This is a genomic window from Hyphomicrobium sp., assembly GCF_009026145.1.
Classification (GTDB): Bacteria; Pseudomonadota; Alphaproteobacteria; order Rhizobiales; family Hyphomicrobiaceae; genus Hyphomicrobium_A.
The window spans coordinates 24,039-47,761 of record NZ_WBUE01000013.1 but is presented as its reverse complement, the minus strand read 5'-3'; the positions used below and the strand labels follow the sequence as shown (position 1 = coordinate 47,761).

26 protein-coding genes are annotated in these 23,723 nt (G+C 65.1%); 16 read left to right on the top strand and 10 right to left on the bottom strand.

The genetic code is table 11. The features are described from left to right. The first annotated feature begins 122 nt into the window (after window positions 1-122). From F9K20_RS11640 to dprA, 4 genes are read left to right on the top strand one after another with little or no spacing between them, the layout of a single operon-like run. Entirely contained in the window at window positions 123-1,082 is a 960-nt protein-coding gene (locus F9K20_RS11640) for an aspartate carbamoyltransferase catalytic subunit (protein ID WP_291001578.1), read from the top strand. Further along, window positions 1,079-2,431 (top strand): dihydroorotase, encoded by a 1,353-nt coding sequence (locus tag F9K20_RS11635; RefSeq protein ID WP_291001575.1) that lies wholly within the window; start codon window positions 1,079-1,081, stop codon window positions 2,429-2,431. Before F9K20_RS11640 ends, F9K20_RS11635 begins: the two co-directional genes overlap by 4 nt. Before the next feature lie 28 nt (window positions 2,432-2,459). Continuing rightward, entirely contained in the window at window positions 2,460-3,077 is a 618-nt protein-coding gene (plsY, locus tag F9K20_RS11630) for a glycerol-3-phosphate 1-O-acyltransferase PlsY (RefSeq protein ID WP_291001573.1), read from the top strand. Beyond that, complete coding sequence (gene dprA / locus F9K20_RS11625; protein WP_291001570.1) at window positions 3,064-4,203, top strand: DNA-processing protein DprA; 1,140 nt, start codon at window positions 3,064-3,066, stop codon at window positions 4,201-4,203. Before plsY ends, dprA begins: the two co-directional genes overlap by 14 nt. A gap of 47 nt (window positions 4,204-4,250) precedes the next feature. Here dprA and F9K20_RS11620 read toward each other — a convergent pair whose 3' ends face one another. After that, complete coding sequence (locus F9K20_RS11620; protein ID WP_291001567.1) at window positions 4,251-4,451, bottom strand: hypothetical protein; 201 nt, start codon at window positions 4,449-4,451, stop codon at window positions 4,251-4,253. 243 nt (window positions 4,452-4,694) lie between these two features. On the opposite strand from F9K20_RS11620, the gene topA reads away from it, so the two are divergent. The 4 genes from topA to rpmG all read left to right on the top strand — a co-directional run bounded on the left by topA (window position 4,695) and on the right by rpmG (window position 10,523). After that, entirely contained in the window at window positions 4,695-7,400 is a 2,706-nt protein-coding gene (gene topA / locus F9K20_RS11615) for a type I DNA topoisomerase (protein ID WP_291001564.1), read from the top strand. An 86-nt stretch (window positions 7,401-7,486) separates the two neighbouring features. Beyond that, window positions 7,487-9,712, top strand: a complete 2,226-nt coding sequence (rnr, locus tag F9K20_RS11610; RefSeq protein WP_367115881.1) for a ribonuclease R — start codon at window positions 7,487-7,489, stop codon at window positions 9,710-9,712. A 97-nt stretch (window positions 9,713-9,809) separates the two neighbouring features. Beyond that, window positions 9,810-10,250 (top strand): DUF983 domain-containing protein, encoded by a 441-nt coding sequence (locus F9K20_RS11605; protein WP_291001557.1) that lies wholly within the window; start codon window positions 9,810-9,812, stop codon window positions 10,248-10,250. 105 nt (window positions 10,251-10,355) lie between these two features. Further along, window positions 10,356-10,523: a 50S ribosomal protein L33 gene (gene rpmG / locus F9K20_RS11600; RefSeq protein ID WP_291001554.1), complete on the top strand. Its 168-nt coding sequence runs from the start codon at window positions 10,356-10,358 to the stop codon at window positions 10,521-10,523. 589 nt (window positions 10,524-11,112) lie between these two features. Here the strand turns inward: rpmG and F9K20_RS11595 are convergent. Both F9K20_RS11595 and F9K20_RS11590 read right to left on the bottom strand, forming a co-directional pair. After that, on the bottom strand, window positions 11,113-12,483 hold the full coding sequence (locus F9K20_RS11595; protein ID WP_291001551.1) for a PleD family two-component system response regulator: 1,371 nt from the start codon (window positions 12,481-12,483) through the stop codon (window positions 11,113-11,115). A 29-nt stretch (window positions 12,484-12,512) separates the two neighbouring features. Then, complete coding sequence (locus tag F9K20_RS11590) at window positions 12,513-12,944, bottom strand: response regulator (protein WP_291001548.1); 432 nt, start codon at window positions 12,942-12,944, stop codon at window positions 12,513-12,515. A 170-nt stretch (window positions 12,945-13,114) separates the two neighbouring features. Here F9K20_RS11590 and F9K20_RS11585 point away from each other — a divergent pair, with 170 nt between their 5' ends. After that, window positions 13,115-13,408 carry a DUF3572 domain-containing protein gene (locus F9K20_RS11585; RefSeq protein WP_291001546.1) on the top strand — a complete coding sequence of 98 codons (294 nt, stop codon included), beginning with the start codon at window positions 13,115-13,117 and terminating at the stop codon, window positions 13,406-13,408. Here F9K20_RS11585 and F9K20_RS11580 read toward each other — a convergent pair. Next, window positions 13,398-14,288, bottom strand: a complete 891-nt coding sequence (locus F9K20_RS11580; RefSeq protein ID WP_291001543.1) for a cell envelope integrity EipB family protein — start codon at window positions 14,286-14,288, stop codon at window positions 13,398-13,400. The two genes, F9K20_RS11585 and F9K20_RS11580, sit on opposite strands and share 11 nt — an antisense overlap. 155 nt (window positions 14,289-14,443) lie before the next feature. Here F9K20_RS11580 and F9K20_RS11575 point away from each other — a divergent pair, with 155 nt between their 5' ends. From F9K20_RS11575 to F9K20_RS11560, 4 genes are all read left to right on the top strand, one after another. Next, a complete protein-coding gene (locus F9K20_RS11575; RefSeq protein WP_291001540.1) occupies window positions 14,444-14,911 on the top strand; it encodes a RidA family protein in 468 nt (155 codons plus the stop codon). Window positions 14,912-14,919: 8 nt separating this feature from the next. Continuing rightward, on the top strand, window positions 14,920-15,669 hold the full coding sequence (locus F9K20_RS11570) for a glycerophosphodiester phosphodiesterase family protein (protein WP_291001537.1): 750 nt from the start codon (window positions 14,920-14,922) through the stop codon (window positions 15,667-15,669). Window positions 15,670-15,711: 42 nt separating this feature from the next. Beyond that, the gene (locus F9K20_RS11565; RefSeq protein WP_291001534.1) at window positions 15,712-16,902 is read left to right on the top strand and encodes a GNAT family N-acetyltransferase; all 1,191 of its coding nucleotides are present in this window, start codon (window positions 15,712-15,714) and stop codon (window positions 16,900-16,902) included. 66 nt (window positions 16,903-16,968) lie between these two features. Next, on the top strand, window positions 16,969-17,391 hold the full coding sequence (locus F9K20_RS11560) for an HIT family protein (protein WP_291001531.1): 423 nt from the start codon (window positions 16,969-16,971) through the stop codon (window positions 17,389-17,391). A 68-nt stretch (window positions 17,392-17,459) separates the two neighbouring features. On the opposite strand, the gene F9K20_RS11555 is transcribed toward F9K20_RS11560, so the two are convergent. Genes F9K20_RS11555 through F9K20_RS11545 form a run of 3 tightly spaced genes read right to left on the bottom strand, consistent with a single transcriptional unit; the run spans window position 17,460 to window position 19,163 of the window. Further along, the gene (locus F9K20_RS11555; protein ID WP_291001528.1) at window positions 17,460-17,624 is read right to left on the bottom strand and encodes a hypothetical protein; all 165 of its coding nucleotides are present in this window, start codon (window positions 17,622-17,624) and stop codon (window positions 17,460-17,462) included. 30 nt (window positions 17,625-17,654) lie between these two features. Further along, window positions 17,655-18,464 (bottom strand): class I SAM-dependent methyltransferase, encoded by an 810-nt coding sequence (locus F9K20_RS11550; protein ID WP_291001525.1) that lies wholly within the window; start codon window positions 18,462-18,464, stop codon window positions 17,655-17,657. 21 nt (window positions 18,465-18,485) lie between these two features. Then, on the bottom strand, window positions 18,486-19,163 hold the full coding sequence (locus F9K20_RS11545) for a metalloregulator ArsR/SmtB family transcription factor (RefSeq protein ID WP_291001522.1): 678 nt from the start codon (window positions 19,161-19,163) through the stop codon (window positions 18,486-18,488). A gap of 178 nt (window positions 19,164-19,341) precedes the next feature. Between F9K20_RS11545 and F9K20_RS11540 the strand changes: the two genes are divergently transcribed. The 3 genes from F9K20_RS11540 to F9K20_RS11530 all read left to right on the top strand — a co-directional run bounded on the left by F9K20_RS11540 (window position 19,342) and on the right by F9K20_RS11530 (window position 21,162). Next, a complete protein-coding gene (locus F9K20_RS11540) occupies window positions 19,342-19,572 on the top strand; it encodes an SHOCT domain-containing protein (protein ID WP_291001519.1) in 231 nt (76 codons plus the stop codon). 151 nt (window positions 19,573-19,723) lie between these two features. Next, window positions 19,724-20,542, top strand: a complete 819-nt coding sequence (locus F9K20_RS11535) for a nucleoside phosphorylase (RefSeq protein WP_291001517.1) — start codon at window positions 19,724-19,726, stop codon at window positions 20,540-20,542. Beyond that, window positions 20,539-21,162: a trans-aconitate 2-methyltransferase gene (locus tag F9K20_RS11530; RefSeq protein ID WP_291001514.1), complete on the top strand. Its 624-nt coding sequence runs from the start codon at window positions 20,539-20,541 to the stop codon at window positions 21,160-21,162. The genes F9K20_RS11535 and F9K20_RS11530 overlap by 4 nt, the downstream gene beginning before the upstream one ends. 51 nt (window positions 21,163-21,213) lie before the next feature. On the opposite strand, the gene F9K20_RS11525 is transcribed toward F9K20_RS11530, so the two are convergent. The 3 genes from F9K20_RS11525 to F9K20_RS11515 all read right to left on the bottom strand — a co-directional run bounded on the left by F9K20_RS11525 (window position 21,214) and on the right by F9K20_RS11515 (window position 23,720). After that, entirely contained in the window at window positions 21,214-21,510 is a 297-nt protein-coding gene (locus F9K20_RS11525) for a hypothetical protein (RefSeq protein WP_291001511.1), read from the bottom strand. A gap of 224 nt (window positions 21,511-21,734) precedes the next feature. Next, on the bottom strand, window positions 21,735-22,997 hold the full coding sequence (locus tag F9K20_RS11520; RefSeq protein WP_291001508.1) for an APC family permease: 1,263 nt from the start codon (window positions 22,995-22,997) through the stop codon (window positions 21,735-21,737). A 159-nt stretch (window positions 22,998-23,156) separates the two neighbouring features. After that, window positions 23,157-23,720 (bottom strand): TIR domain-containing protein, encoded by a 564-nt coding sequence (locus F9K20_RS11515; protein ID WP_291001505.1) that lies wholly within the window; start codon window positions 23,718-23,720, stop codon window positions 23,157-23,159. Window positions 23,721-23,723: the final 3 nt, after the last annotated feature.

The window sequence follows — 23,723 nt, the reverse complement described above, 5'->3', positions numbered from 1 at the left end:
GTTTATCGCCTTTCGCGGCTGCGGTGCGCTACCGGACCTTAACGAATTCCCCAGCTCAAGCGCGGGAAGGGTGCGCAACGCGGTTGCCCGCGGCGCGGACTCTGCCTATACAAACGCCTTTAATGACCAATGCAGTAGCCAAAGTCGAGGCGCTCCACTTTCCGCATCGCCATCTCCTCACCGTCGAGGGGCTCGGCGCGTCCGAGATCAATTTTCTTCTCGACCTCGCCGACAAGGCCGCCGACGACAATCGCCAAACCGGCAAAAGACGCGACCTGCTGCGCGGGCGCACGCTGATCAACCTCTTCTTCGAAGCTTCGACGCGCACGCAGTCCTCCTTCGAGATGGCCGCCAAGCGCCTCGGCGCCGATGTGATGAACATGAACGTCTCGACCTCGTCGGTGCAGAAGGGCGAGACCCTGATCGACACGGCGATGACGCTCAACGCCATGCGCCCCGACATCATCGTCGTGCGCCATCACGCCGCCGGCGCCGTCGAGCTCCTGGCGCAGAAGATCGACTGCTCGGTGATCAACGCCGGTGACGGCTCGCACCAGCACCCGACGCAGGCCCTGCTCGACGCACTCACTATCCGCCGCGCCAAGGGACGCATCGCCGGGCTCGTCGTCGCCATCTGCGGCGATATCCTGCACAGCCGCGTTGCCCGCTCCAACATCATCGTCTTGAACGCGCTCGGTGCCCGCGTGCGCATCGCCGCCCCCTCGACGCTGCTGCCACCCGCACCGGAGCGCCTCGGCGCCGAGGTCTTCACCGACATGTGGAAGGCGGTGGAGGGAGCCGATGTCGTCATGATGCTGCGCCTGCAGCGCGAGCGCATGGAGGGCTCGTACGTGCCGTCGACGCGCGAATACTTCCACTTCTTCGGCCTCGATCACGAAAAGCTGGCGCGCGCCAAGCCGGACGCCATCGTCATGCACCCCGGCCCCATGAACCGCGGCGTCGAGATCGCCTCGACCGTCGCCGACCATTCGTCGAGCGTCATCCGCGAGCAGGTGGAAATGGGCGTCGCCGTGCGCATGGCGGTGCTCGAGGCGCTGGCCCGCAACCTGCCAAAACGATGAACGCAGCAACGACCGCCGCCAAACGTCCCTACCGCGACGCCAAGTCCGCCGCGGCAACGGCATTCATCAATGCCCGCATCGTCGACCCGGCAGCGAACCGCGACGAGCCGGGTGGCCTCGTGGTGCGCGAGGGCGTCATCGCCGACATCGGCCCACACCTGCGGCGCAACGCGCCGGACGGCGCCAACGTGGTCGACTGCAAGGGTCACGTGCTGGCACCCGGCCTGATCGACGCGCAGGTATTTACCGGCGAGCCGGGCTTTGAGCACCGCGAGACGTTGAAGACTGCCAGCCACGCGGCGGCGGCGGGCGGCGTCACCACCATGGTGGTGATGCCGGAGACCAACCCGGTCATCGACCAGGTGGCGCTCGTCGACTTCATTCAGCGCCGTGCGCGCGACAACGCCATCGTGCACGTGCACACCATGGCGGCGATGACCAAGGGCCTCAAAGGCGAGGAGATGACCGAGATCGGCCTCTTGAAGCGGGCCGGCGCCGTCGCCTTCTCCAACGGCAAGACCTCGGTGGCCAATACGCGCATCATGCGCAACGTGCTGCTCTACGCCAAGGATTTCGGCGCCCTTATCGTGCACCACACGGAGGACCCGTACCTTGCCTCCAGCGGGGCGATGAACTCGGGAGAGGTGGCAGCAAGGCTCGGCCTGCCGGGCGTGCCCAAGGCCTCCGAGACGATCATGCTCGAGCGTGACGTGCGCCTCGTCGAGATGACGCGCGGGCGCTACCACGCGGCGACCATCAGCTGCGCCGAAAGCCTCGAGGTGATCCGCGCAGCCAAGGCGCGCAAGCTGCCGGTGACGTGCGGGGTTTCGATCAATCACCTGACGCTGAACGAGAACGACATCGGGCCCTACCGCACCTTCTTCAAAATGCGCCCGCCGCTGCGCTCGGACGATGATCGCGCGGCCATGATCCGCGGACTCGCATCGGGCGACATCGACGTCATCGTCTCGAGCCATGATCCGCAGGACGCCGACGACAAGCGGCGCCCGTTCGCGGAGGCGACCGACGGAGCCGTCGGCCTCGAGACGCTGCTGCCGGCCGCGCTGCGCCTCTTCCATTCCGGCGAACTGCCGCTGATGAGCATCCTGCGCGCCCTCACCATCAACCCCGCCAAGCTGCTCGGGCTGCATTCGGGGCGCCTCGCCAAAGGCGCCATTGCCGACATCATCCTGTTCGACCCCGGCGAGCCGTGGGTGGTGAACAAGGACCTCTTGCGCTCGCGCTCCAAGAACACGCCGTTCGATGAGAGCAAGATGCAGGGGCGCGTGCTGCGCACGCTGGTTGCGGGCGAAACGGTCTACCAGTACGCTGGCGGCGAGCGGACCTGAGCTCCGCCCGTCAAGATCGCGCGTGGCCATGGATCTCCTTCTCAGCCCCTACACGCTCGCCGCCACGGCGCTCGGCTATCTTCTCGGCTCGGTCCCCTTCGGTTACCTGCTGACGCGCGCCGCCGGCCTGGGCGACGTGCGCAACCTCGGCTCCGGCAACATCGGCGCCACCAACGTGCTGCGCACCGGTCACAAGGGGCTGGCGGCGCTCACGCTGCTGCTCGACGCGCTGAAGGGCACGGCGGCGGTGCTCATAGGACATTGGATCGGCGCCGAGGGCGGCGTCGCCATCCTCGCCTCGCTGCTGGCCGGGCTCGCCGCCTTCCTCGGGCACGTATTTCCGGTTTGGCTCGGGTTCCGTGGCGGCAAGGGGGTCGCCACCTACATCGGCGTGCTGTTGGGAGTCGACTGGCGCGCCGCCGCGGCGTTCTGCGCCATCTGGCTGCTGGTCGCCCTGCTGACCCGATATTCATCGCTCTCGGCGCTCATCGCCGCGCTCGTCACACCGATCGGACTGTTCGCAACCGGCGACCGCGCGACGGGATTGCTCGCCGCCATCATGTCGGCGCTGCTCTTCTACAAGCACCGCGCCAACATTCGCCGCTTGGCGGCCGGAGAGGAGCCGAGGATCGGTGCCAAGGCGTGAGGCGAGAGCTGCCGCAGCAACCTCCGATGCCGAGCGCATTGCGGCGCTGCGGCTCATCCGCTCCGAGAACGTCGGCCCGGTCACCTTTCGCGAGCTGCTGAAGCACTACGGCAGTGCCGATGCGGCGCTCGCCGATTTGCCGGAGCTGTCGCGCCGCGGCGGCCACCGCAAGCCAATCCGCGTTTGTCCGCGCGATGAAGCGGAGGCGGAGTTGGAACGCGCGCGCCGCTGCGGCGCGCTGGTGCTGATCGTCGGGGAGGCGCAGTATCCCCCCGCTCTCGCGGCGCTCGATGTGCCGCCGCCGCTGCTCTACATAAAAGGCGATGTCGGCCTATTGCAGCGGCCCACCATCGCCATCGTCGGAGCGCGGCAATGCTCCGCCGCCGGCGCCAAGCTTGCCCGCCAATTCGCCAGCGAGATCGGCCGCGGCGGCTTCGTCATCGCCTCGGGCCTGGCGCGCGGGATCGACTGCGCAGCGCACGCGGCCGCCATCGACACCGGCACCGTGGCGGTACTGGCCGGCGGGCTCGACATTGTCTATCCGCCCGAGCACGAGGAGCTGCAGCGAACCATCGCCGAGCGCGGCTGCCTCGTCACCGAGATGCCATTTGGATTCACCCCGCGCGGGCAGGACTTCCCGCGCCGCAACCGCATCGTCTCGGGGCTATCGCTCGGCGTCATCATCGTCGAGGCCGCGCGCCGCTCAGGCAGCCTGGTCACGGCGCGGCTCGCCGCCGAGCAGGGCCGCGAGGTGTTCGCCGTCCCCGGGCATCCGCTCGACCCGCGTGCCGAGGGCACCAACAAGCTCCTCAAGTCTGGCGCCACGCTGGTGACCGAACCGGAGGACGTGCTCTCCGCCCTGGTCCCGCTGACGCGCCCCCCACCCCGCCAATTGCGCGAGGACCCGGCGCCGCAGCCGCAAATGCCACCGCCGTCACTTTCGACCGAGGAGCGCGACCTCGTGGTCGCCGCGCTTGGCCCGGCGCCGATCGACATCGACAGCCTCGTGCGCAGTACGGGGCTCACGACCCGCAGCGTGCAAATCGCCCTTATGGAGCTGGCGCTGGCCGGCCGCATAGAGCGTCACGGCGGCGGGCTCGTTTCGCTGGGTGCGCTCGACCCGTGAGCCGCGCATGGGCGGGAGGGACTGTCGCCAAGGTGGTCAGTCGGCGGCTACGGCCGCCGCACCTCGTCATTCTGGATGCGCGCCTCCGTCAGAGCCGCCGCCAGGATCGCCGACAAGGTCCGCTGCCCGGACCGGTCGGCCAAGTGCTTCAGCTCCTGGATAATGTCGCACAGGTAGTCGAGCGTGTCCGCGCTACGCACTGACCGCTGTCCCCCGGCCTCGCCGTTGGCGTCTTCCGGCCCTGCCATTCCTGCGCGCGTCCCGACCGCTGATCAACTCCAGATCGTGGTAAATAGCATTCACAACTTATGATAGCAAGCGACGCCATTTACACGCGTCACGGGATCGGCGTTTGACACCGCCACATTCCTCTCCCATGTTCCCCCGCCGAACGGACGCCGGGAATTTGCGCCGGATACCGTGGGCCCCGCGGCCCAACGCCTGTCTTGGGCCCTTGTCGCGCGGCGCCACGCCAGCCTGAAAGTCTCTAGATGAACGTCGTAATCGTCGAATCGGCTGCCAAGGCCAAGACCATCAACAAGTACCTGGGCAGCGGCTACAAGGTCATTCCCTCGTTCGGCCACGTGCGCGATCTGCCGGCCAAGAATGGCTCGGTGGAGCCCGACAAAGACTTTGAAATGCACTGGGACGTCGATGCTAAGTCTCAGAAGATCATCAAGGAAATCGCAGAAGCCGTCAAAAAGGCCGACAAGCTCATCTTGGCCACCGACCCCGATCGCGAGGGCGAGGCGATCTCCTGGCATATCCTGCAGATCCTCGAGCAGAAGAAGGCGCTGAAGAAGGACGTGCAGGTCGAGCGCGTCGCCTTCAATGCCGTCACCAAGCAGGCCATCCTTGCCGCCCTGAGCGAGCCGCGCAAAATCGATGCCCCGCTCGTTTCCGCCTATCTTGCCCGCCGGGCGCTCGACTACCTCGTCGGCTTCACCCTGTCGCCGGTGCTGTGGCGCAAGCTGCCGGGCGCCCGCTCGGCGGGGCGCGTGCAATCGGTGGCCCTGCGCCTCGTCTGCGACCGCGAGCGCGAAATCGAGGTCTTCAAGACCGACGAGTACTGGACCATCGATGCCATCTTGGCGACCGCCAAGGGTGAGGAGTTCCCCGCCCGCCTCAATGCCATCAATGGCAGCACCCTCAAGAAGCTCGACATCAAGACGGGTGAAGACGCCAACGCCATCAAGGCGGCCATCGAGAAGGGCGAGTTCCGCGTCGCCTCAGTCGACAAGAAAGCGGTGAAGCGCAACCCTTACGCGCCGTTCGCCACCTCGACGCTGCAGATGGATGCCTCGCGCAAGCTCGGCTTCTCGGCCAAGCAGACCATGCAGGTCGCCCAGCGCCTCTATGAAGGCGTCGACATCGGCGGCGAGACCGTCGGCCTCATCACCTACATGCGAACCGACGGCGTGACCATCGTGCCGGAGGCCATCAGTGCCATCCGCGGCCTCATCGCGCGCGAGTACTCGCAGAAATTCGTCGCCCCGTTCATCCGCGAGTACAAGACCAAGGCCAAGAACGCGCAGGAAGCGCACGAGGCCATCCGCCCTACCGATGTCACGCGCAAGCCGTCGGACGTCGCCAAGTACCTCGAGAAGGACCAGGCACGGCTCTATGAGCTGATCTGGAAGCGCGCCGTCGCCAGCCAGATGGCCTCGGCGGAGGTCGAGCAGACGACTGCCGACATCGAGGTGAAGGGCCGCGACGGCAAGACCTACACGCTGCGTGCCACCGGATCGGTCATCCAGTTCGATGGCTTCCTCAAGGTATACGAGGAAGGCCGTGACGATCGCCTGCACGCTGCCAAGGGCAAAGATGACGTCCCGGCGGACGACGACGACACCAGCCGCCGCCTGCCGCCGCTCGCACAGGGTGATCGCGTCACCGACCGCTCCATCGAGGCCGAGCAGCACTTCACGCAGCCACCGCCGCGCTACTCGGAGGCGACGCTGGTCAAGAAGATGGAGGAGCTCGGCATCGGCCGCCCATCGACCTACGCCTCGACGCTCGCCGTCTTGCAGGAGCGCGACTACGTCCGCGTCGACAAGAAGCGCCTCATTCCCGAGGACAAGGGGCGGCTGGTCATCGCCTTCCTCGAGGGCTTCTTCAAGCGCTACGTCGAATACGACTTCACCGCCGACCTCGAGGACAAGCTCGACCTCATCTCCGATGGCAAGCTGGCCTGGAAGGACGTGCTGCGCGACTTCTGGCGCGAGTTCACTGGCTCCGTCGACGAGATCAAGGACCTGCGCGTCGGCGAGGTGCTGGAGGCGCTGAACGAGATCTTGGGTCCGCACATCTTCCCTCCGCGCGAAGACGGCTCGGACCCGCGCTCCTGCCCGGCGTGCAAGAGCGGCCGCCTCAGCTTGAAGATTTCCGGTAAGTACGGCGCCTTCATCGGTTGCGGCAACTATCCCGACTGCCGCTATACGCGTCAGCTCAGCGACGTTGCCAACGGCGACGCCGAGGCGGCGGCGCCCGACGGCAAGCTGTTGGGCTACGATCCCGACACCGGCCTCGCCGTGACGCTGCGCACCGGCCGCTTCGGTCCCTACATTCAGCTCGGCGAAGGCTCCGAGGACGAGAAGCCGAAGCGCTCCAGCATTCCGAAGGGCGTTGATGCAGCATCCGTCGATCTCGACTACGCGCTGAAGCTGTTGTCGCTGCCGCGCGAGGTCGGACTGCACCCCGAGACGGGTAAGCCCATCACCTCTGGCCTCGGACGCTACGGACCCTTCATCCTGCATGACGGCATGTACGCCAATCTCGAAAGCATCGAGGAAGTGTTCAACGTCGGCCTCAACCGCGCCGTGGCGCTGCTCGCCGAGAAGGCTGCCGGCGGAAAGAGCCGCTTCCAGCGCGCCAAGCCGACGGTGCTGAAAGATCTGGGCGAGCACCCCGACGGCGGTGGTAAGATCGAAGTGCTGTCGGGCCGTTACGGGCCCTACGTCAAGCACGGCTCCGTCAACGCCACGATCCCCAACGGCAAGGATCCGGCGAGCCTCAGCGTTGCCGAAGCCGTTGAGCTCATCGCCGCGCGCGCCGCCAAAGGCCCTTCGAAGAAGAAGAAGCCTGTGCGCAAAGCCGCTTCCGACGACAAGCCGGCGGCGAAAGGTGGCAAGGTCGCCAAGACCGCCAAGGGACGCGCCGCCAAAGCCAAGCCCGAGCCGGCCGACGCGGAGACCTGAGGCTCCAGTGATGATGCTTCACCGGGCGCACTGACATGCCGCGCAGACCGAAGGGCACAAAGAGTGGCCCACCCAGGCGCGACGGATTGCCCGGCCAAGACGAAATCCTAGAGTTCATCAGGACGTCGCCGGGAAAGGTCGGCAAGCGCGAGATCGCGCGCGCCTTCGGCATCAGCGGCCCGCAGCGCATCGACTTCAATCGTCTGCTGGCGCGCTTGTCGGAAGAGGGTGCGCTCTCCGGCGATCGCAAGAGCCTGCACAAGAAAGGCGGGCTGCCGCCTGTCGCCGTGCTCGAGGTAACGGGCCGCGACGAGGACGGCGATCTCATCGCCAAGCCCGCGGTATGGGAGGAGGCCGGCGAGCGCCCGTCCGTGCTGCTGCCAACGCGCTCGGCGCGCGGGCCCGAGGTCGACATCGAAGCCGACATCGGCATCGGCGACCGCATCCTCGCCCGCATCACCGAGCTCGCCGAGGCCGACGTCGAGGGCTACCGCTTCGAGGCTTCGCCCATCAAGCGGCTACCGCGCGAGAAGCGGCGCCTCATCGGCATCTTCCGCGCCCACAAGAACGGCGGCGGCATCATCGAGCCCGTCGACCGCAAGCAGCTGCGATCCTGGTCGATCCACAAGGGCGACGAGGGCCCGGCCAAGGACGGCGATCTCGTGCGCTTCGACCTGGCGCGCAAGGGCCGCTTCCACGTCCCGCAGGCGCGCGTCCTGGAATCGCTCGGCAACCCCGACGACCAGCGGCAGATCAGCCTCATCGCCGTGCACAGCCACGGCATCCCTGACGACTTTCCGGAAAGCGTGATCACGGAGAGCGACGCGCTCAAGGAGCCTGCCCTTTCCGGGCGCACCGACCTGCGCAGCGTTCCCCTCGTCACCATCGACCCGCCGGACGCGCGCGATCACGACGACGCCGTCTATGCTGAGCCCGACCCCGATCCGCGCAATGCCGGCGGTTGGGTGGTGCTCGTTGCCATCGCCGACGTTGCGCATTTCGTGCGACCCGGCTCGAGGCTCGACCGCGAGGCGCAGTTGCGCGGCAACTCCGTCTATTTCCCCGATCGCGTCGTGCCCATGCTGCCCGAGCGCATCTCCAACAACCTGTGCTCGCTGCGCGAGGGCGAGAGTCGCGCCTGCCTTTGCGTGCGCATGATTTTCGACAAGGACGGCAACAAGCGCGGCCACACCTTCATGCGCGCCATGATGCGCTCGGCCGCCAAGCTCAGCTACCAGGAGGCGCAGGCGGCGATCGACGGGCGCCCATCCGACAAGGCGGGGCCCCTCCTCGAGCGCGTCCTGCGACCCCTGTGGGCTGCCTACGCCGCCATGGCAGCGGCACGCGACCGCCGCGCCCCGCTCGATCTCGATCTGCCCGAGCGCAAGATCCTGCTCGATGAGATGGGCCGCGTCGCCTACGTCGTGACGCCCGAGCGCCTTACCGCGCACCGGCTGATCGAGGAGTTCATGATCCAGGCCAACATCGCCGCTGCCGAGATGCTCGAGCAGAGGAAGACGCCGGTCGTCTATCGCATCCACGACCAGCCCTCGAAGGAGAAGCTGTCGAGCCTGCGCGAGTTCCTCGACACGCTCGGCATGAAGCTGCCGCAGCAGTCCACCCTCAAGCCGGGACACTTCAACGGCATCCTGGCGCGTGCCAAGACCTTGCCTGTCGCCGACCTCGTCAACGAGGTAGTGCTGCGCAGCCAGAGCCAGGCGGAATACAACATCGACAATATTGGTCACTTCGGTTTGAACCTGCGCCGCTACGCGCACTTCACCTCGCCCATCCGCCGCTACGCCGATCTGCTCGTGCACCGGGCGCTCGTAAAGGCGCTGCGTCTCGGCGAAGGGGCACTCGAAGATGCCGAGATCGGCCGACTCGCCGAGGTGTCGCAGCAGATTTCCGATGCCGAGCGACGCGCCATGGCGGCCGAGCGCGAGACGGTCGACCGGCTGATCGCGGCGCATCTCGCCGATCGCATCGGCGCGACGTTCACCGGGCGCATCGCCGGCGTCACCCGCTCAGGATTGTTCGTGCGCCTCAAAGATACGGGCGCCGACGGCTTCGTGCCGGTGTCGTCGCTGCACAATGACTTCTACTATCACATCGAGGCGCAGCATGCCCTCGTCGGCAAACGCACGGGCGAGACCTTCCGCCTCGGCGATACGGTCGAGGTGCGCCTGGTGGAGGCGATCCCGTCCGCCGGCGCGTTACGCTTCGAGTTGTTAACCGAGGGCAAGAAGGGGCGCGTTGCCGCGCCGCACGCGGGCGATCGGAACAAGTTCAGAAGACGCCGAGGCCGCTAAAGGGCTGCCTGCCGCGGCCATTCGTCTGTTGACCTGGATCAGCCGGCGGGCGAGGGTCCCTCGCCGCACCCGACGGGGCGAGTACGAGGACTTGGCAATGGCGGAAGAGATTACGGCATTTTCGGAGCCTGCCCCGCGCGACGTCGCACAGGCGATCCGGCGCGGCGCTTTCGGCAAGTGCCCCGCGTGCGGCAGCGGCAGGCTCTATGGTCGCTATCTCAAGGTCGTCGATGCCTGCGCCGCGTGCGGCGAGGAACTGCATCATCACCGCGCCGACGATGCGCCGCCCTACTTCACCATCCTGATCGCCGGTCACTTCATCGTCGCCGGCGTGATGATGGTCGAGGACTACTTCCATCCGGACTATTGGGTGCACATCGCCATGTGGTTCCCGCTGACCATCGGTCTGTGCCTGTGGATCTTGCCGCGCATCAAAGGCGCGCTCGTCGGCCTGCAGTGGGCGCTGCGCATGCACGGCTTCGGTGGGCGCGATGCGCTCGATCCGGCACGGCCGGCGCCCGAACCGACGGCGAATTAGCGCCCCGAGCGAGGTTTGCTTGACAGCCAAGCCGCGCTGGCTATGGTGCCCGCTTCCTGCAACCAGCAGACAGTTTTCAGGTTCCCCCCGAAGGTTTCCCCGATCATGGCCAAGCCCGTAACGCAGAAGATCAAGCTGCTTTCGACCGCCGGCACGGGTTTCTTTTACGTGACGAAGAAGAACCCGCGCACGAGCACCGAGAAGCTCGTATTCAAGAAATACGACCCGGTTGCCAAGAAGCACGTCGAGTTCAAGGAAACGAAGATCAAGTAGGCGCGCGAGGCCATCGCCTGCGCCCCGTGAAGCCGCACGCAACCACGGCACCACACCAGGAACCGCTTACGCTCGATGTGAGGGAATGGTCAGGTTGACTTGACCAGGGCCCGCAACTCAACCCGGCAGCGGGGTAGTTAGTCCGAGAAAGCCACGGACCCTGGTCTAGTAACCAGATGGTTTGTCAAAGAGGGCGTTGACTCCCCGCCTGGTGCCGTGGCTGGTCCGATGCAGCTTCAACGAGGAGGCCACTCTAGCCGCTGAGACCAAGCCACGATTTTCCCGCCCTATCAGGAAATGCGGCGGACCTGATAGTGCGGAAACCCGTATATCGCGTGGAACGCGGCCGCCCGTCCGTGTTCGCCCCACGCCTCGAAATCTATAGACCCCCTCGAGAAATGGTAATCTGACAGAGGACTCTGGTTAACGCAAGTTACGCTTTGACTGTTGTCAAATCACCACGATGATTCGTTTACGTCACATGAACGCCTAGATTGCATGCACATGGCGTCGGCCATGGCGCCCGCCCGCCTCGCCTGCCCGCGCCGGCTTCCATACTGATATTGCAAAGTTTTTGGACGACGCCGGGCTACGCCGCGTTGGCTGCCACACGATTGCGGCCGCGCCGCTTGGCGGTGAACAGCGCGCTATCGGCGCGACGAAAAACCGTTTCCGGTGTGTCATCAGCGCGCTCGAGTGTTGCAAGGCCGACGCTGGCCGTCAGGTGAATGCCGAGCCCCGGCTTGATCGGGAACGCGTCGGCGGCAATCGATACACGCAGTCGCTCGCCCACCTGGTAGGCGCGCGCCATGGTCGTATCCGGCATGATGATGAGAAACTCCTCGCCGCCGAACCGGCAAGCAAGGTCGATACCGCGCGTGTTGCGACGGAAGCGGGCGGAGAACTCCTTCAGCACCGCATCGCCCACGTCGTGGCCATAGGTGTCGTTGACCTGCTTGAAGTGGTCGATGTCGGCGAGCAGCACGGAGAGTGAGCGCCCGCTGTGGCGCGCCTCGTCGACGAGCGTCGACAGATGGGTCTCCATGTAGCGCCGATTGTGCAGGCCGGTGAGCGAGTCGATGACCGAGGCCTCGATGCTCTCCTCGAGCCGATTGCGCAGATGATCCGAGTAGCGCTTGCGCTTCACCTGCGTTCTGACGCGCGCCAGAAGCTCGTTCTGGTCGACGGGGCGCATGATGTAGTCGTTGATGCCCATGTCGAGGCCGCGCAACAGCCGCGCCTCGTTGCCGGGCTCGACGAGCACGATGATCGGCAGGTGCCGCGTGCGGTCGGTAGACCGCGTCTGCGAGCACAAGCGCAGCCCATCGGCGCCGGCGAGCGAAAGCGAGACGATGAGCAGATCGAACTCCTCGTTGGCCAGCTCATGCAGCGCCGATTGCGGGTCGGTGGCGAGCGTCGGCCTGTGCACCGTCGACAGCCACTCGCCCAGACGCCCCGCGGAGCGGAGGTCGTCGTCGACGATGAGCACGCGTCCTCTTTCCTCCGACAGGGCCTTCAGAAGCGCGGCATCCTCGCTGAGCCCCATCTGCCGACCGGTCAAGGCACGCATCAGCATCTCGTCGGTCAACGTCTTGAGGCGCGCGAGATTTTTGACCCGGGTAACGAGCGCGATCTCGTCGACCGGCTTGGTCAGGAAGTCGTCGGCGCCGCCCTGCAGACCGCGCACCTTGTCCGACACCTGGTCGAGCGCGGTGACCAGCACCACCGGTATGTGATGCGTCGTGGGATTGGACTTCAGGCGCCGGCACGTCTCGAAGCCGTCCATCCCCGGCATCATCACGTCGAGCAGCACGACGTCGACGCGCTCGCGCTCGCAGATATCGATGGCCTCTTGCCCGGTTCCCGCGGGGAGCACGTCGAAGTACTCGGCCGAAAGCCGTGCCTCGAGCAGCTTCACATCTGCGGGGATATCATCGACTACGAGTACTCGTGCGGTCATATTCGCCACTACTCAGCGCAGGTTACTGTTCAAGCGCGCGGCTCACCGACGTAGCGCTGCACGGTCTCGAGGAAATGGCCGACCGAAATTGGCTTGGAGATGTAGGCCTCACAACCGCCGGAGCGAATGCGTTCCTCATCGCCCTTCATCGCAAACGCGGTGATGGCGACGACCGGAATATCCCGCAGGTCATCGTCCTCCTTGATCCACTTGGTGACCTCCAGGCCCGAGATCTCGGGAAGCTGGATATCCATGAGGATCAGTGCCGGGCGGTGACGGCGCGCCAGCTCGAGCGCCTCCAGGCCGTTACGGGTTTGGATGGTGGCGTAGCCATGCGCAGCAAGGATGTCGTGGAAGAGCTTCATGTTGAGCTCGTTGTCCTCCACGATCAGGACCGTCTTGCCGGCCGCTCGCCGCGAGGGCGTGCGTGGGCCGGCGGCGCTGGTCTCCTGGATGTTCATGATGTTGCAGCTCGCACTCCCCGCCCCCTTTTGCACCGATTCTCAGGTTGGGCCGGGCGGGAGTTTGCTGGCGAAGGCGTAACCAACAGTTAATGAATAGAAGCAGGGCGCCCCCTTGGAGCGAAACACGTATAACTTTCGACGTTTAGGTGAATTCGAGGTTGAGGCGCATGCAGAGCGACCGGGCGGAATCGATCGGCATCTCGGCGCTGCTGTTCCTGGCGGGAGATCCGCAGCGGCTGGGACGCTTCCTGACGTTGACGGGCGTCGGTCCGCAGGAGCTGCGCGCCGAGGCCCGCTCGCCGCACATGCTGGCGGCAGTGCTCGAGCACCTGCTGCATGATGAGAGCCTGCTGCTCGTCTTTTGTGCCTCCGACGGCCTGCCGCCCGAGGACATCGCTCCGGCACAACGCCTGCTCGCGGAGATGGCCGGCGAGATCGGCGATCCGGAAATCAGCGCTTGACGGGCGCCGGCGACGGGGACGCGGCGCATTTGCCTTCCTCGAGGAAGGTGAGCTCCTTCAGCTCGCCGCGGATGGCGAAATCGCCGTAGTCGATATAGAGCCGCGACGAGACGCCGTTCTCGTAGAAGCGGAACGACAGCTCGTAGGTCGGCAGCGCATCGAGCCGGCTTGGTCCGGGCTCGAAATAGCCGATGGCGATCGGCCATGAGGAAAGACCGTCGAGCTTGTCGCCGTTGGCGACTTTCGCCGCCACCTTCACGCTGCCAGGCGCGGCGCGCGGACCGATGACGGCGCTCGTTTCGTAGAACTTCTCGCCCTTGTCGGAGCCGTCGTAAAGATTGGCCGTGAACTGGCTGTGGCCGGCGCGCGCCGCTTCGACGAGCGCCAGCGAATGCTGAATCGGGAAGTAGATGTCGGACGGCAGCTTGACTGTCTTCTTCGCCGGCTTGACCAGCTTCACCTCGGTGAAGGAAGCCCCGTTGCCCGGGCCGGCGCTGCCCTGTGAAGCCTCCGATAGCTTCTGGTTCTCATACTGGCTGGACGAGAAGCGCAGGCGGTGGGTAGTGAGGTCCTCGAAGCTCGAGGTGCGCAGGTCGTTGACCTGAGCCACGCCCTCCTGGTTGGTCATGCGGGTGACGAAGCGCATGTTCTGCGCGTACTCGCCGCAGCTGCTTCCGGTCATCTCGTAGACCATGCGACCGCTCATGTCGGCGACCCCAGAGCCTGGCGTCGCATGGTCGAAGGTTATGTCGTAGACGGCGCGATGCGGGCGGAACTGCACGGCTCCGCCGGCAACCTGCGCGCGTGAAGTATCGATCGGCGTGACGAGCATCGCCGCGCTGATTGCGCCGGCAACCAAAACCTTGGCTAGGTGGTGCATTCTTCCTCTCGCTCGTCCTGCGTCGCAGCCTATCCCGGACAAGTTAAACGCCTGAATACCTGGGCTTGCGCTCGCCATTGCCAAGACCGGGCGCCCCAGTCAAAAAGGCGAGCGACAAGGCCGGTGGCCGGCTGCCGAAGCGGAAGGATAATAGCATGGACGACAAGGTCGAGGCGCGACTTGCGACGCTTGGTATCGCCCTCCCCGATGCCCCCAACCCGGTCGCCAACTACGTACCCTCCTGCCTCTGGGGCGACCTTCTCTTCATTTCCGGCCAGATTTCCAAGGCGGCGGACGGCAGCATCGCCGCGGGACGCCTTGGCAGCGGAATGACGGTCGCCGAAGGCCGGGCGGCGGCGCGGTTGTGCGCCCTCAATATCCTCGCCCAGGCGCGGGCGACGATCGGCAGCCTCGACCGTATCGCGCAGATCGTGCGGCTGACGGGCTATGTCAACGCCGCACCCGATTTCACCGAGCATCCGCAGGTCTTGAACGGCGCCTCCGACCTCATGGTCGAGGTGCTGGGCGACAAGGGGCGCCACACGCGCGTTGCCGTCGGCGTGTCGAGCCTGCCGCTTGGCTGCGCCGTCGAGGTCGACGCCGTGCTTGTGATCGAGCATTGAGGCAGGCCATGCGCGATCGCGCGGCGTTTCTGAAGCCGATTGCGCACCGCGGGCTGCACGATGCCGCCAAGGGCATCATCGAGAACACCGCGGCGGCATTCGAAGCCGCCATCGCCAAGGGCTATGGCATCGAGTGCGATGTGCGCCCGGCCGGCTGTGGGACGCCAATGGTGTTCCATGATCTGACGCTGGAGCGGCTCATCGAAGCGGAGGGGCCCATCGCCGGACATGCGGCGGGCGCGCTGAAGAAGCTGCGCTACCGCAACGTCGGCGGCAACATGATCGACCTCCCCGAGTTGCTCGAGCTCGTCTCAGGGCGCGTGCCCGTACTCATCGAGATCAAGAGCGAATGGGATGCCCCGGACACGCGCTACCTGCAGGCCATCGCCACCGCGGCGCGCCGCTACGACCGACCTATCGCGCTGATGTCGTTTGATCCCGCCGTGATGGCGGCCATCCGCGGGCTCGCGCCCGAGGTTCCCCGCGGCATCGTGTCGGGGCAGTTTGCCGCCGACTGCTGGTGGCGCGACAAGCTAGGCCCCGAGCGCGCCTACAGCCTGACGCACTTGCTTGAATCGGGCCCAGTGGCTCCCGACTTCTATGCTTACGACGTCAACGCGCTGCCCACCCCCGTCACCCGCTTCGTGCGCGAGGTCCTGGGGCTGCCGCTTTTGACGTGGACGGTGCGGACCGAGGAGCAGCGCGCAACCGCTGCCCGCTGGGCCGACGCGCCGATCTTCGAGGGTTACGAGCCCTGACCCGCGGGGCGTGAGAGTGCGGGAAGAGAGCAAGCAGCTGCAATGAGCGTCAAAGGAGGCGAGAAGCGGACGACGGTCGCCAACATCGTTGCACGCATCGCGGACATCGAGCCCCAAGCCTGGGATGCTTGCGCCAATCCCGATCCCTCTACCTTCAATCCCTTCATCGCGCACGCCTTCCTCACTGCGCTCGAGGAATCGGGCTGCGTCGGCGAGCGCCACACCGCCTGGATCCCGCAGCATATTACGGTCGATGACCCGTGCGGGGGAATCGCCGCCTGTGCGCCCTGCTACGCGAAGCTCAACAGCGCCGGCGAGTATGTGTTCGATCACGCCTGGGCGTCAGCCTACGAGCAGGCGGGTGGTCGCTATTATCCGAAGCTGCAGATCGCCGTACCGTTCACGCCGGTGCCGGGACGACGGCTGCTGGTGCGGCCCGGACCGCAGGCGGAGCACAACGAGCGCGTGCTCGCCGCGGCCGCTGTCGAGCTCACCCGGCGCCTCGGCGCCTCCTCGGTGCACGCCACCTTCCTCAGCCGGCACGAGTGGGAAAGCCTCGGCGCGCAGGGCTTTTTGAAGCGCACCGACCAGCAGTTCCATTGGCGCAACGAGGGCTACGCGACCTTCGAGGATTTCCTTGCCGGCCTCGCCTCGCGCAAACGCAAGGCAGTGCGCAAGGAGCGGCGCGAGGCGCTTGCCGACGGCCTCGTCATCGAGCAACTCACCGGTGAAGACATTAAGGAGAAGCACTGGGACGCGTTCTTCGACTTCTACATGGAGACCGGCAGCCGCAAGTGGGGTCACCCGTACCTCAACCGGAGGTTCTTCTCGCTGCTCGGCGCCGCGATGCCCGAGCGTTGCCTGCTGATCATGGCCAGGCGCGGCCCGCGCTATGTTGCCGGCGCCCTCAATCTCATCGGCGGCGATTGCCTCTACGGCCGCTACTGGGGCGCCGTCGAGCACCACCCGTGCCTGCACTTCGAGGTCTGCTATTACCAGGCCATCGACTACGCCATCGCGCACCGCATTGCGCGCGTCGAGGCGGGCGCGCAGGGCGAGCACAAGCTGGCGCGCGGCTACCTGCCGACGATGACCTATTCGGCGCACTTCATCACCGATCCGGGATTTCGCCGCGCCGTCGCGCGCTATCTGGAGAGCGAGCGCTTGGCCGTCGCCGAGAACGCCGCCGAGCTCACGGCCTACGCGCCCTACCGCAAAGGTGATCAATCATAGAGCGCGCGGCGGCTTGACGCGGCGCGCGGCGATGCCTTTAACAGGCTCGCTAGACGGGAGGCCGGTATGCCCTACGATGACAGCAACGTATTCGCCAAGATCCTGCGCGGCGAAATTCCCTCGCACAAAATTTACGAGGACGACGATGCGCTCGTGTTCGTGGACGTCATGCCGCAAGCGCCGGGCCATACCCTGGTGGTGCCGAAGGCAGCCTCGCGCAATCTGCTCGACGCCGATCCCGCCGTGCTAGCGCGCACCATACCCATCGTGCAGCGCACGGCCCGCGCGGTGAAGGAGGCCTTCGATGCCGACGGCGTCACGGTGGTGCAGTTCAACGAGCCGGCCAGCGGGCAGACGGTGTTCCATCTGCACTTCCACGTCATCCCGCGCCACGATGGGGTGCCGCTGATGCCGCACGGGCGCAACATGGAGAAGCCCGAGGTGCTCGCCGCGCACGCCGAGAAGATCCGCAAGGCGCTGAAGCCGTAGCGCCTCGCCGGCCCCGCTCGTCCTCGGGCCAAGGCCGAGCATGAGTTGCGCGTCTAACCAGGCACCGCTCACGATTTCATCAGCTCCGCCGCCAAGCTGATCACCGCAACCGCGAGACCCGTGCCGCCGACAATGCCCTTGCGCGATCTATTCAACAGCTGAAGCGCGCCGGCCAAGAGGACGACGACGGTGCACCGAACGAGATAGGTGGCGACTAGCGCAGGAGCCCTCATTGGGACTGCGCCGATGACGGTGACTATTGATCACCCTCGCACGCCGACGGTGACAAGATACTCACGGGGGACACAGATGCCGAGGTCGTTTCTGAAGCCTTCGTGGAAAGCGATGAAATCCCGTTCGAGATCCGCGCGCTTCGTCTCGTCGAGGCTTGCGGCGAGGGACTTGGTGGGACCGTATGAGCTCGAGAAAGTATTCCAGGCCGCCTCTCCGCTCGGCTCGCGGTAATAAGACGTGCCTTTCTCGAACTTGAGGTCGAAGTCGCCGCCGAGAAGCTCACGCACCCGTTCTGGATTGCCCCACTCGAAAGGTGATGCAGGCGGCGGCGATGGAGGCGGCGGCATATACGGCTTCATCACCAGGAACATCTTGAACAGATTGCTGTCCGGCAACCACGTGGTCAGCGCGATGCGGCCACCACGACGGCAGACACGGCCGAGTTCCTTTGCAGCGGCCTCCGGGCGGCTGGCGAACATGACGCCGCAAGTGGAAATCACGGCGTCGAAGGCACCGTCGCAATAGGGCAAACTCTCCGCGTCGGCCTGCTCATAGCGAATGTCGAGATGCTCGGCTTGGGCCCGCTTCGCCGCCGCAGCGAGCAACTCGGAACTGATGTCCGCACCCGTTACCGTGGCCCCTGCCCGGGCGACGGCGCGTGATGTCCATCCGGTTCCAGTTGCGAGGTCGAGAATATTTTCGCCGGGCTTGGGATCAAGACGCAGGACGCAGTGGGCGATCGAGTCGGCAATGCCGCGACTGATATTGTCATAGTCGCTGCCCCCGGAGTTCCAGACGTTTGCGACGCGCTCGTTGTGCAGCTGGATAGTCGATGGCATAATGGCTCCTCCTGCAATTTGCTAAGACTGCTCGGCATTCGCCGTTTCCACGGGGAAACCGCCTGCCTTCCATTCAGGGAACCCATCCTCCAACCGCCGCACGTTGAAACCGAGCTTGCGTAGGCGCGCAACGGCTTCAAACGAGAGAATGCAATAGGGACCGCGGCAGTAGGCGACGATCTCGGCATTGCGGTCGAACTTCTTGAGATGGCGCGCGAGCGCGCTGAGCGGAATGTTGATGGCTCCAGGAAGGTGCCCGAGCGCAAATTCGTCGGCCGGGCGCACGTCGAGCACCGTCACCAGCCCGTCCTTGATGCGCCTCGCCAGCTCCTTGCGCGACACCGGCTCCAGGCTGTCGCGATCGGCGAAGTAAGTGCGCACAATGCGATCGACCTCCGCGAGGTGGCGTTCGGCTATCTCTTTGAGCGCCCCGATAAGGGCGAGAACGGAATCGTCGACAAGGCGATAGAGCACGAATTTTCCGGAGCGACGCGCGATGACGAGCCCGCTGCGCCGCATCTGCTGCAGGTGTTGCGAGGCGTTCGCAATGGAAAGGCCGGTGCGGTCGGCGAGCACTTCGACGCTGCGTTCACCCTGTGCCAATTGCTCGATGAGCTCGAGCCGATGCGCGTGGCCGATCGCTTTCGCCACCGAGGCAAACTGGGTGAAAATTGCGTGCTTCGGGCTTTCGCTTGACATGGGCGAGCTGGTCATTAGATCATTCAAGCAATACATTGAATTATGAGAAAGTCAAGGGAGGTGTGTCGTGAGGCGAATAGCTGCAAACATCGTCGCGGCCATTGGATCCTGGTCACTGCCGTTTGTGGCTCGTGCCCAAGAGGGTCCGGGGAGCGGACCTGCTGATGGGGCATGGCCGATGATGCACGATTGGGGATGGGGGTCGGGTGGCATGTTCCTGGGACCGCTGTTCATGCTCGTGTGGCTGGCAATCCTGGTCGCCGTGATCGTTCTGGTCGTTCGCTGGCTCGCCGGAGGTCCGATGGGGGCCCCGAACCGGACTCCCCGCGAGATTCTGGACGAGCGGTTCGCAAAGGGCGAGATCGACCACGAAGAATACGAAAAGCGCCGCAAGACCTTGGGCGTTTGATCCGCGCGGCTTGACGGATGTCGAGCCGGTGGAAGGCGCGCGCCGCGGCACCATGACGAACTCGCGGCCGAGACCCTCGCTGCCGACAAGGTACTGGTCTTCTGAGACGCAACCGGCCGCGCCAATCAACCACCAAAGCTGAGGGCATCGCATGCATCTCCCGGAATCACCGCCAATCCTCGCAGAAAAAGCCCATTCCACCCCATCCGCCTTTACGCCCGAGAACCTGCTGCGCGAGGCGCGGCGGCAAAAGGGCTTGGAGCAATCGCCGGTGCCGCAGATCTGCGTCCTCGATCCCGACGGCGACATGGTGCGGCAGCTAAGAAGCGTGGGTGGCGCGCAAAGGGATCCGGCATGGCCCTGCTATCACACCGACCTCTACCGCGTGACTGAGGCAGGTGTTGAGCTGGGAATCGTTGGTTGCGCGGTCGGGGCACCGTTTGCCGTACTCGTCGCCGAGCAGTTGTTTGCCAGCGGCTGCCGACTGTTGATGAGCATGACCTCCGCGGGTCGGCTCGTGGAGTTGCGCGACCCGCCCTACTTCGTCCTGATTGAAAAGGCGCTGCGCGATGAAGGCGCCAGCTATCATTATCTTCCACCAAGCGAGTTTGGCCACGCTGATCCGGCGCTGCTGGCGACAGTGACAGGTGCGTTCGATGGCCTGCGCGTACCGGTAGAGCGCGGCGCGACCTGGACGACCGACGCACCCTTTCGTGAGACGGCGCAAGCCATTGCCGACAATAAGGCAAAGGGACTGCTTGCCGTCGAAATGGAAGCGGCGGCGCTCTACGCGTTCGCCACCGCGCGCCACAAGCCGGTTTTGTGCTTCGCCCACGTCACTAATCAAATGGCACTGGTGGAAGGCGACTTCGAGAAGGGCGAGGCAGACGGAACGGTCGATGCGCTGGCTGTCGTTGTCGCTGCAGCGCGCGCATGGATTGCACGAGTCCCAGAAGGAAAAGAACCATGAGCAAGTCCGATCTGCAGCCCCATTGGGAGAACATCTACCGAACCAAGGGCGAGCGCGACGTTAGCTGGTTCGAGGAGAGCCCAGCCATCTCGATCGACCTCATCCATGCGGCCGACGCGAAGGCAGACGCATCGATTATCGACATTGGCGGTGGCACTTCACGGCTGGTGGATGCTCTCCTGGACGAAGGTTTCGAGGCCGTCACCGTCCTTGACCTGTCGAATGAGGCGCTCGCAACATCAAAGCGTCGGCTGGGTGCGCGCAGCGCAAAGGTGCAATGGGTCGTAGCAGACATAACCACCTGGGAGCCGTCGCAAACCTACGACGTGTGGCACGACCGAGCGACCTTTCATTTCCTGACCGACGCGAGCGATCGCGCTGCCTATGCGGCGCGGGTCTCAAAAGCGGTGCGTCCCGGCGGTCATGTCATCATCGGGACGTTTGCCTTGGACGGTCCCGAACGCTGCAGTGGACTGCCCATCGTTCGTCACGATGCCGCTTCGCTCGGGCAAATTCTGGGGCCGTCGTTCGAGCTGGTCGAGAGCCGCAACCATGTCCATACGACGCCCACTGGATCCATCCAGCGCTTCCAATTCAGCCACTTTCGACGTTTGAAGTAGCGGGACTCTTTCGACGTATCGACCGCTGCCGCGGAGCTTGTTGTTTCGCCCTCAGCCGGTGCAGGCCTGGTACTTGTCCCACCAGACCGGGTTGCCGGTCCTGATCGCGATGGCCCGCAGGCATGCGCAATCGCCATAGCCGCACGCAGATCTATAGGCGCGGGGACTGTTGTAGTAGCGGACGCTGCCGTCGTAGTAGCGGGGGGCGCTGCGGTAGTATTTCTTGTAATGGCGAGGGGCCGCATAGCCGTCCCGATGCCACCAGCCACCGGCCATCGCCGGGGAAACGGTTACTGGGAGCAGAGCTGCCGCGATCATGGCGGCGCCTAACATTGCTGAACGCTTCATTGAGGCCTCCTGATCTGCTCGGCGCCTAGATCCGCGATGCAAAATGGCCGACCGGGCCCGGCGGTGATGCTGCAGCCTCCAATGATCGCGCAACCAGGTAAAGAACCTGCCAGTGCCGAGGTCCTGGGGCCAATGATGTATGCCGAACGCTCGCGGCAGACCCTTTCAACCAGTGGCCAATCGCGCTGGCGCGCTCGGAAGCGACGCTGATGAGCCGTTAAGGGTCAGGCAATCCTGATCTTACGTGCTGTCCATCGCCGATAGACCCACTCGGCTACAAACGAGGCCGCCGCGATGAGAACCAGGGCCGCGATGGCCGCAGGCTGTTGTTGATAGGTGTAGACGCCGAGCACGGCGAACATGGCGAGGCAGGTGAGCAACGACAGCCAAACGATCGTGGCGTTCGCCCCAGTCTGCTTGAGAACCAGGAGGTGGCCTGCGTTCACGGCGGCATAGACGAGAAGGAAGGCAGCGCTGCCCATCATGGCGATGCCGGCAAGGTCGAAGCACAGCATCACCGCCACGACGAGGGCCGCGGTGAGCAAGAGACCGCCCGACGCCTGCTTCCATTCGATCCGTGACAGTCTGGCGGGCAGCTCGCCATCGCGGGCGATCATGTAGCAGATGTTGGCCGAGCCAAAGAGCGTCGCGTTGATTGCGGATGCGGTTGAGAATAGCGCAGCAATAGCGATCAATCGAAACCCCAGCTCGCCGAGAAATGGTTTAGCGGCCTCGGCGAGAGCGTAATCCCGGGCGCGCGCGATCTCTGCGTCCGACAGATTGCCCGTCACCGTCAGCGAAACCGCGAGATAGAGCGCGATCACGAGAATCACCGCCGTGTAGAGAGCGCGGGGCAGCATCCTTTCAGGGTTGCGCATGTCGCCGGCCGTATTGGTGATCAGCCCGAAGCCCTCGTAGCCGATGAACAGCACGCCGGCGCCGAAGAGGATCGACTCGGCGCCCGGCCATAACGCCGGCGAGAGGTTCTCCGGCTTGACGAAGTACAATCCCGTGGCGGCGAAGAGGACAAGGATAGCCACCTTGATGGCGACGATGATCGTCTCCCCCTGCCCCATGATCTTGGCCCCGAACGCATTCACCACCGTCACCAGCAGAACGGAGCCGATGGCCAGCGATTTGACCAGCAATGCCGATGGCGTGTCGGAGATGAAGGTCGCGGCGTAGCTACCGAAAGCGGTCGCATAAAGGGCGAGCGAGATGATGTAGCCCGCCCACATGAACAGGTTTAGACCGCCGGCGAAGACGCCGTCGCCAAAGCCTTGCACTAGAAAGTTCACCGCGCCGCCGGCAGAGGGGAAGGTGGCGCCGAGCTTGGCGTAGGAATAGGTGGACAGGAGCGCCACCACGCCGCCAATCGCAAAGGCAAGCCACATGGCATTGCCGGCCGCCTGGGCGACGACGCCGAGAATCGAGAAAATTCCGGCGCCCACCATGCCGCCGATGCCAACCGACACCGCAGCCGCCATGCCGATTTGGCCACGGCCCGACTGAGTGGTGGATGAGGTTTTCGCGGAGCTTGGCGCCATGGCTGCCTGCGACCATGCTGGATCAAAGAAGCGGCGCAACGGTACGCGCAAGAGCAGCCGGCCTACAACCCAGCAAGAGCTTCCTGCTTCGGGCCCATACTATGCAGAGGTCTGGACGAGTCCCCAGGCGGCGTAGCTTTCCAACGAATAGATGCCGAGCCCGCCGCCCAATGGGTAGTTATCGTAGTCGAAGGTCTTGATGGCGTGCTTGATCGGCCCCTGTCGGAATGGGATGTGGATCACGTGAGCCGTACCGTCGTCGATGCGCTGCGCGAGCGCCGCCGGCCAGAACGGACGCAGGGCACCGGGATTGGTTATGTTGAGATAATCAGGATAGGTCGCGATGATTGGGATCTTATACGTGTCAATCGCCTGGCCGATCTCGAACGGCACCCAATCGGTGTCGCGCCACGTGCTGTCGCCGATAATGAGCACCATGTTCCTCGAGTTGCGCAGCCGCTCCATCAGGCTTCGGCGCAGCGTCTCGCGCTTACTAGAATCGCGCACCGCCGATGCCTTGTCATGGCTGTTGACCAGCGCGAACTCAATGTCCTCATGATCGTGCCACGCTTGAAGGAGACGGTAGTATTTCATGTCCGTCTCGGTTGGGTGAGAATTGCCCTCAGCATGGAAGGCGACATAGGTTCCGCTTCTGTAGGCCATCGC